At 68.9% G+C, this 7373-nt stretch carries 8 protein-coding genes and 1 pseudogene; 5 read left to right on the top strand and 4 right to left on the bottom strand.

Annotated elements, in window-relative coordinates; all coding sequences use genetic code 11:
- Both G447_RS12400 and ispF read left to right on the top strand, forming a co-directional pair.
- Positions 1–344: pseudogene (locus tag G447_RS12400) on the top strand (hypothetical protein); the annotation flags it as partial.
- Positions 345–387: 43 nt separating this feature from the next.
- Positions 388–900, top strand: a complete 513-nt coding sequence (gene ispF / locus G447_RS0108445; protein ID WP_026430730.1) for a 2-C-methyl-D-erythritol 2,4-cyclodiphosphate synthase — start codon at positions 388–390, stop codon at positions 898–900.
- A 331-nt stretch (positions 901–1231) separates the two neighbouring features.
- Here ispF and G447_RS0108450 read toward each other — a convergent pair whose 3' ends face one another.
- The 3 genes from G447_RS0108450 to G447_RS0108460 all read right to left on the bottom strand — a co-directional run bounded on the left by G447_RS0108450 (position 1232) and on the right by G447_RS0108460 (position 3941).
- Entirely contained in the window at positions 1232–2584 is a 1353-nt protein-coding gene (locus G447_RS0108450; protein ID WP_026430731.1) for an MFS transporter, read from the bottom strand.
- Positions 2585–2700: 116 nt separating this feature from the next.
- Entirely contained in the window at positions 2701–3429 is a 729-nt protein-coding gene (gene ispD, locus G447_RS0108455) for a 2-C-methyl-D-erythritol 4-phosphate cytidylyltransferase (RefSeq protein WP_026430732.1), read from the bottom strand.
- Positions 3426–3941: a CarD family transcriptional regulator gene (locus G447_RS0108460; protein ID WP_005872534.1), complete on the bottom strand. Its 516-nt coding sequence runs from the start codon at positions 3939–3941 to the stop codon at positions 3426–3428. The genes ispD and G447_RS0108460 overlap by 4 nt, the downstream gene beginning before the upstream one ends.
- Positions 3942–4143: 202 nt before the next feature.
- Here G447_RS0108460 and G447_RS0108465 point away from each other — a divergent pair, with 202 nt between their 5' ends.
- Positions 4144–4605, top strand: a complete 462-nt coding sequence (locus G447_RS0108465) for a hypothetical protein (protein WP_243442345.1) — start codon at positions 4144–4146, stop codon at positions 4603–4605.
- A gap of 244 nt (positions 4606–4849) precedes the next feature.
- Here the strand turns inward: G447_RS0108465 and G447_RS0108470 are convergent, their stop codons facing one another.
- Entirely contained in the window at positions 4850–5587 is a 738-nt protein-coding gene (locus G447_RS0108470) for a phosphoglyceromutase (protein ID WP_026430734.1), read from the bottom strand.
- Between the two features lie 278 nt (positions 5588–5865).
- Here G447_RS0108470 and G447_RS0108475 point away from each other — a divergent pair, with 278 nt between their 5' ends.
- Both G447_RS0108475 and G447_RS11405 read left to right on the top strand, forming a co-directional pair.
- The gene (locus G447_RS0108475) at positions 5866–6408 is read left to right on the top strand and encodes a DUF3060 domain-containing protein (RefSeq protein WP_026430735.1); all 543 of its coding nucleotides are present in this window, start codon (positions 5866–5868) and stop codon (positions 6406–6408) included.
- A gap of 20 nt (positions 6409–6428) precedes the next feature.
- The coding region (locus G447_RS11405) for a hypothetical protein (protein WP_034476874.1) at positions 6429–7373 on the top strand (945 nt) is incomplete at its 3' end.

Raw genomic sequence — 7373 nt, forward strand, 5'->3', positions numbered from 1 at the left:
GCCGCACGCTGACCTTCGGGGATTCCTCCGTGGACTTGATCTCCGACCGGGTACGCAGCGCCTACGGGCGCTTCCAAGGACACGAGGAGGATCCGTGCTGGGTCAAGACCCCCTTCTCGGCCTCGCCGGACGCCTCGGTCCTGTTCTACCCGGAGACTCGCACACAGACCCCGGGCGGTTTACCCGAAGAGGTCAGGCGCTTCTACTTCGTCGCTGTGAAGGAGGGGTACCTGGTGCGCCTCGATCCCTCCCAGGACGTGAGCGCGGGGGTGTTGGCATTCGACGACCTGTACGTGGGCGTGACGCCCCGGGGGATCGTCGCCATCACCCCCAGGGGCGCGTGAGCCGGCGCGGGCGAGGGGGAACAGCTGCGTCTACCCTGGACCTATGAGCGATTCCCCCGTCCCCTTCCGCGTCGGCCAGGCGCTCGACGTGCACGCTTTCGCCTCCGCTGAGTCCGTCGCCGCCCGGCCCGGCCGAGTCATGATGCTCGCCTGCTTGGAGTGGCCCGGCGAGGTGCCGCTGGAAGGCCATTCGGACGGGGATGTGGCTGCGCACGCCGTGTGCGACGCGGTGCTCGCGGCCACCGGCCTGGGCGAGATGGGTTCCGTTTTCGGCGTGGACCGGCCCGAGTGGGCGGCGGCATCCGGCGAGGCGTTCCTTCGGGAGGTGGCGCGCATGGCCGAGGCCGCCGGGTGGCGCATCGGCAACGCCACCGTGCAGGTCGTGGGGAACCGCCCCCGCATGGCGGCCCGCCTTCCCGAGGCGGGCGCGCGGATGAGCGCGGTCCTCGGGGCGCCCGTGTCGGTGTCCGCGACGACCTCGGACCACCTCGGCTTCACGGGCAGGGGCGAGGGACTGGCGGCACTGGCGAGCGCCCTCGTGGTGCGGAGCGCCTGAGGAGCAGTGCCCCGCATAGTGGTGTAACCGCGTGGTGGTCGGCCTGTTGATCGTTGTGGGTGCGGTCACCGTGCGATCCTTCGAGAAAGCTCACTGCTTCTGACTCGAAATCATTGGAGGCACCACGATGACCGCACCTCATATTATCGACCCTGAAGGCGGTTTCCAGACTGTTCTGGCTGATCCGCCGTGGCGCTTCGCCAACCGGACGGGGAGGGCCGCCCCGGAGCACCGGCGCCTCGGACGCTACGGGACCATGGGGTTAGATGCAGGAGGGCGTGACATTGTTTGCGGGGAGGGCGCGCTCCCGTGACGCGCTTGAATCCGTCCCTCACTCCATGTGGTCCAGGGTCGCCCGGTCCGCTTTGACGGGGATCGTCAGCGCCAGGCCGACCAGCAGGATGAGCATGATTCCGAGGATCCCCCAGTAGGTGTGGTCCTGGTCGGCGGGCGTGATGGCGCTGCCGATCGCCAGGGACACCCAGTACATGGCGGGCGCCAAGAAGGACACTGCCCGGCCCGTGGTGGCGTAGAGTCCGAAGACTTCTCCCTCGCGGCCCTCGGGGATGATGCGCGAGAGGAAGGAGCGCGACGCGGACTGGGTGGGCCCCACGAAGATGCAGAGCACCAGGCCCAGCGTCCAGAACACGATGGCGCCCCGGCTGTGCAGCGCGAACACGCCGAAGCCTGCCAGGACCATCGCGCTGAGCGAGACGATGATGACCTTCTTCGGACCGATCCGGTCGTCCAGGAACCCGAAGGCCGCAGTGGCCAGGCCCGCGACGACGTTGGAGGCGATCGCGAAGAGCATGACGCTGCCCGCGCTGAAACCGAAGGCGCTCTTGGCGAGAACGGCGCCGAAAGTGAACACCCCGGCCAGTCCGTCGCGGAACACGGCGGAGGCGATGAGGAAGAAGAGGCTGTGCGGCGCCTCCCTGTGCAGGGTGACCACTGTCTTCCACAGGAGCTTGTAGGAGTCCACGATGGATTCGCGGGCGCCGTCGTGGCGGGGGTTCTTCGGCAGGGGCGGGCGCAGGATCACGGGAATGGCGAACCCTCCGAACCACAGGGCAGCGACCAGCATCGCAACACGGATGTTGAGGTGGTCCTCGGTGCTCACCCCCAGCAGGTTGTTCCCGATGAGGCACACGTAGAGCACCAGGAGCAGTACGATGCCTCCGATGTACCCGGCCGCCCAGCCGAAACCGGAGATCCTGCCACGGTTCTCCTTGGTGCCCAGGTGGTTGAGCATCGCATTGTAGTTGACCGAGGCGAACTCGAAGAACACGTTGCCCAGGCCCAGCAGGATGATGCCGAGCACGAGCGACCCCCGTGGCCCCAGTACCGAGGCGGGGTGCACGAAGTACATGGCGAACAGGCAAGCCACCACTGCCCCGGTGAACCAGCCGAGCCAGACGCCGCCCTTGCCGCGCCGGTCGGCGCGCTGGCCCGTAATGGGAGCCAGGAGCGCGATGATCAGGCCGGCTACGGTCATACCCGCACTCACCCACGAGTTGGCGGTCCCGGAGTCGGCGAAGACCCCGTCGGAAGTGAGGTAGGTCATGAAGACGAAGGTGGTGGCGACCGCGTTGAACGCCGCGCTCCCCCAGTCCCACGCTGCCCATTCGACGACGCGGCGGTTGATGACCCCGGTCTGCTGGGCGGATGGGGCGCTGGTGGCCATGGGACTCCTCCTCGACTGCCGGGCGCCGCCGTCGGGGCGCCAGCGTGGATTATGGGGAAAACCTACCACGGGAGCAGCACTTGTTTTAAATTTTGTAGGGAAAGGCGGGCGGGGACTCACCGGCCGCCCGTCCGGGCACGGGCGGCCAGATGCTCCGCCACGACCAGGTCCGCCGGGCGCGTGATCTTCAGGGCGGCCGGATCCCCCGCCACCGTGTGGACCGCGATCCCCAGCGCCTCGACGAGGCCGGCGTCGTCGGTGGCGGCGGCCCCCTCGTCCGCAGCGCGCGCGGCACCCGCCCTATGGGCGTCGCGCAGGGTGTGCCACGTGAAACCCTGGGGGGTTTGGACCGCCGCCAGGGAACTGCGGTCCAGCGTCCTCTCCACCAGGCCGAGGCCCCCGGCGAGTGGGACGACGACCTTGACCGTGTCCGCGACGGGGACGACGGGGATGACGGCGTCACACCCGGATCGCACCGCGTCGGCGACGCGGCGGATCATCGCGGGCGGCGTGAGCGGCCGGGCGGCGTCGTGGACCAGGACCACGTCGTCGGCATCCAAGGAGGGCAATGCCCTGAGCCCGTTGGCCACCGAGGCCTGGCGCGAAGCCCCGGACCCCGCGACCACCACCACCTCGGCTCCGACGCCCTCCAGGGCACTGCGGAAGCCGCCGACCGCACCGGCGGGGGCAGTGACGACGATGGTCGTGGCCCCGGCTTCAGCGAGGGCGCGCGCAGCCCACCACAGCAGGGGGCGGTGCGCCAACGGGACGAGTGCCTTCGGCCCCTCGCATCCGAGTCGGGAGCCAGACCCCGCTGCGGTGAGAACGGCGACGAGGCGGCTCACTCGGCGTCGAAGTCCGCCTCATCGATGCGCCCCTCGGCGAGGATGCCGTCGAGCCGGGCGGCGGCATCGGCCTTGTCGATGCCGCGGGCGAGGGCGAGCTCGGAGGTGAGGATCCCGCGGGCCTTCGTGAGCATGCGCTTCTCACCGGTGGAGAGTTTCTTCAAGTCGTCGCGGCGCGTGAGGTCGCGGACCACCTCGGCGACCTTGACGATGTCGCCCGTGGCGATCTTCTCCTGGTTGGCCTTGAAGCGCCGGGACCAGTTGGTGGGCTCCTCGACGTAGGGGGCACGCAGGACGGAGAGGACCTCCTCGAGCCCGTCCTCGTCGACGATGTCGCGCACGCCCACCAGGTCGACGTTGTCGGCGGGGACCTCGATGGTCAGGTCGCCCTGGTTCACACGGAGTTTGAGGTACGTCTTCTCCACGCCCCGGATCGAACGGGCCGTGATCTCTTCGATAGTGGCAGCACCGTGGTGCGGGTAGACAACCGTCTGGCCGATCTCGAAGGACATGTGCGAACTCCTGCGATGTGTATGAATAGCAGTCCTATTCTACCAGTTGGCCCCCGCGTGCGCCCCGCCGCACCACCCGCGCCGTCCCCGCCCGGGCGGGCCGACCGCACGGTCGGGATCACACGGGAGGGGCTAGTGCCCGCAAACCCCGCTCCGGTAGCCTGGACCCATGATTGTTTGGAGAGGATGGGGTCTACCCATATTGTTCGTAGCAGCGGTCGGCGGAGGCCTCGTGGGCACCCTGGTCGCCAACATCACCGGCGGGACCGCGAATGGGAACACGTGGTCCATCGCCAAGGACGCGCACTTCGCGATAGCGACGATGCTGGCGGTGGCCGGCCTCATCTGCTTCGCCCTCGGCTGGCGGCTCAACGTCGTGGGCGCGGAGACGAAGGCCCGGGCCCACGCCGACGAGGTGCGCACACGCCTCCTCGCCAGCATGAACGAGGGGACGCTGCAGATCTCCCCCGGCGTCGCCCCCTCCTCGCAGGCCGAGGCCGAGGCGTTCGTCGCGCAGACCGTCGCCCAGCAGTACGCGGAGGCGCGCTCCACCCTGCGCAACCAGCACAGCGTCTTCTACATCCCCGTCCAGTACATCGGCGCCCTCGGCCTGGCCGGAGCGATCGCCGTTTTCGTGTACGCGGTCATCACAGCGCTGGTCTAAGCGCGGCGGAGCAGAGGACCCGGAACCACGACGGGCAGGGGACCGCCCCCCGCATCGGGCAGAGGCGCCCCCCGCATCATCGTGTAGGACAACGACGGTCCCCCGGCAGCCCGCCTCGGAGGCGCGCTGGGTCTTACCAGGGGAACAAAGGAGCAACGACTGGTCCCCCGCAGCGATGCTGCGGGGGACCAGTAGCGCCACAGGGGGCCGCTACGAGGGGAGTGCGCTCCCCTGTCTCAGCAGGTCACTTGCCCTGGTTCGCGACCGCGGCGATCTTCGCCTCTGCCTCGGGATCCAGGTAGGTGCCGCCCTTCTTCACGGGCTTGAGGGTCTGCTCGTCGAGTTCGTAGACCAACGGAATGCCGGTGGGGATGTTGACCCCGGCGATATCGTCGTCGGAGATGTCGTCGAGGTGCTTGACGATCGCGCGCAGCGAGTTCCCGTGCGCGGCGATGAGAACAGTCTTCCCCGTCTTGATCGCGGGAACGATGGTGCCCTCCCAGTAGGGCAGCAAGCGCTCGAGGACGTCCTTGAGGCACTCGGTGGCGGGGATGGGTTCGCCGGCATAGCGGGGATCGGTGTCCTGGGAGAACTCGCTCCCGGCCTCGATGGGCGGCGGCGGCACGTCGTAGGAGCGGCGCCACTGCATGAACTGCTCCTCGCCGTACTCGTCGCGGATTTCCTTCTTGTTCTTCCCCTGCAGAGCGCCGTAGTGGCGCTCGTTGAGGCGCCAGTCGCGCTCAACGGGGATCCAGTGGCGGTCGGCGGCGTCGAGGGCCAGGTTCGCGGTCATGATCGCGCGACGCAGCATCGACGTGAACAGGAGGTCGGGGGTGACGCCCGCTTCCTTGAGGAGCTCACCACCGTGGGTAGCCTCCGCGCGGCCCTTGTCCGACAGCGGAACGTCAACCCAACCGGTGAAGAGGTTCTTCGCATTCCATTCGCTCTCGCCGTGGCGGAGCAGCACCAGTTTGTAGGTCATACTCCGATTCTCCCACATCTTCGCCCCCGCTCACACCCGCCGTGACGGCGTTCACGGGACCGGCCCCGCTCACACCGCGACGGCGCCCAACGGCCGGGACCCTCCGCTCCCGCCGCGACGGCACACCCCCTTGGCCCCTGTTCCGCGATACGGGACGATCCCCCCGGGGAAACCCTGACTCCACCCGAGGTTTGCCCACAACTAACGCTCGCACGCTTACCCGTTGGGATACCCTTCCTCCAGGTAAATCTCATCGCACCCCCATTGGAGGAGAGACCATGTCCATTCGCAAGAGCCCCCTCGCAGCCCTCGCCAGCATTTCCATCGTAGCCGCCGCAGGGTTCGCCCTGAGCGCCTGCGGGAACAACAACGCCACCCCCCAGGACGCCGCCTCGTCCGCGGCGAGCGCCGCCGCCGACGCCGCGCGATCGGGCGCAGAGGCCGCGGGCAACGCCGCACGATCGGGCGCAGAGGCCGCCGGCAACGCCGCCAGCTCCGCCGCAGAGGCCGCTGGCAACGCCGCTGAGGCCGCAGGCAACGCCCTCAGCGGCGACGGCGTTTACACGGTCGGCGAATCGAACACGACCGTGACCCTCCCCTCCGGGACGAAGACCGTTGTCGTGAACGCTTCGAACGTCGACATCACCGGAGGCGACGTCACCGAGATCAAGGTGAACGGGTCGGAGAACGACATCCACGTAAACTCCGCCCAGCGCGTGAGCTTCAGCGGCTCCGACAACGAGGTCTACTACGCCCAGGGGGCCGCCCCGCAGATCACGTCGGACACCGGCGCGGAGAACAAGGTCGCACAGGGCCGCTGACACCGAGGGGAACACGCACTATGTCCACCTCCACCACCGGCCGCCGGGTCGGCGCCGCAGCGATCGCAGCGGCCACCGCCCTCGCCCTGTCGGCTTGTTCCGGCAACACCGCGCAGCCGCCCTCGGGCGGCCAGCAATCCGCCACGACCGCGGCCCCCGCGCCGGCCGCGAGCACCACTGCGGCCTCGGCGCCGACCGTTCCAGGGTACAAGCCGGGCGAGATCCCGCCCATCCCCCTGTTCTCGGTCCCCCCGATCGGGGTTTTCGCGCGGAACGCCGACAAGGCCGTCATCGACACTGCGACCACCATCGCCTCGGTGCCCGGAATCACCGTGGCCCCCGCCGCCTGCGACGGGTCGGGGATGATCACGAACGGCGGGAACACCATCCTGGGCGGGAACGGATCCGCCATCAGCAACAACGGCTCCGGCTCGCAGGCGGTGAACAACGGCGACGGGTCCGGGATCGTCAACGAGGGCCCTGTCAGTATCGTCTACGGAGGCGACGGATCGGGGACCTACACCAACTCCGACACTGGCGAGACGATCACCGTCCAGGGCGACGGGTCGGGGACCTACAGCTCAACTTCCCTGCAGGTCGTGGTGAACATCGACATGTCGGGCACCTACACCAACTCCACCACGGGGGAGTCGGTGATCGTGGGGAGCAACGGCGACGGCAGCTACGCGAACTCGATCACCGGGGTCTCCTACAACAACGACGGGAAGGGCGCGGGCACTTACAGCGACCCCTCCGGCCTGACGATCAACAACTTCGGCAACGGCAGTGCCCAGGTCGTGTCGCCGGCGGGGACGACGACCGTGCCCGCCGATCCCCTCCCGCCCGTCGGCAAGGTCGGCCCCTTCCCATCGGTCGGGTCGCTCAAGCCGGTGGAGTCGTGCGGGACGACGATCACGCTGCAAGACGGAGTGCTCTTCGACTTCGGCGAGTCCACTGTGCGCGCC

Source organism: Schaalia georgiae DSM 6843 (assembly GCF_000429245.1).
In the GTDB taxonomy this organism is placed as follows: domain Bacteria; phylum Actinomycetota; class Actinomycetes; order Actinomycetales; family Actinomycetaceae; genus Pauljensenia; species Pauljensenia georgiae.

What these genes read in the sequence shown, in the direction of transcription:
- ispF (WP_026430730.1), top strand. Translation starts at nt 388, where the DNA reads ATGAGCGATTCCCCCGTCCCCTTCCGCGTCGGCCAGGCGCTCGACGTG.
- G447_RS0108450 (WP_026430731.1), bottom strand. Translation starts at nt 2,584, where the DNA reads ATGGCCACCAGCGCCCCATCCGCCCAGCAGACCGGGGTCATCAACCGC.
- G447_RS0108460 (WP_005872534.1), bottom strand. Translation starts at nt 3,941, where the DNA reads ATGTCCTTCGAGATCGGCCAGACGGTTGTCTACCCGCACCACGGTGCT.
- G447_RS0108470 (WP_026430734.1), bottom strand. Translation starts at nt 5,587, where the DNA reads ATGACCTACAAACTGGTGCTGCTCCGCCACGGCGAGAGCGAATGGAAT.
- G447_RS0108475 (WP_026430735.1), top strand. Translation starts at nt 5,866, where the DNA reads ATGTCCATTCGCAAGAGCCCCCTCGCAGCCCTCGCCAGCATTTCCATC.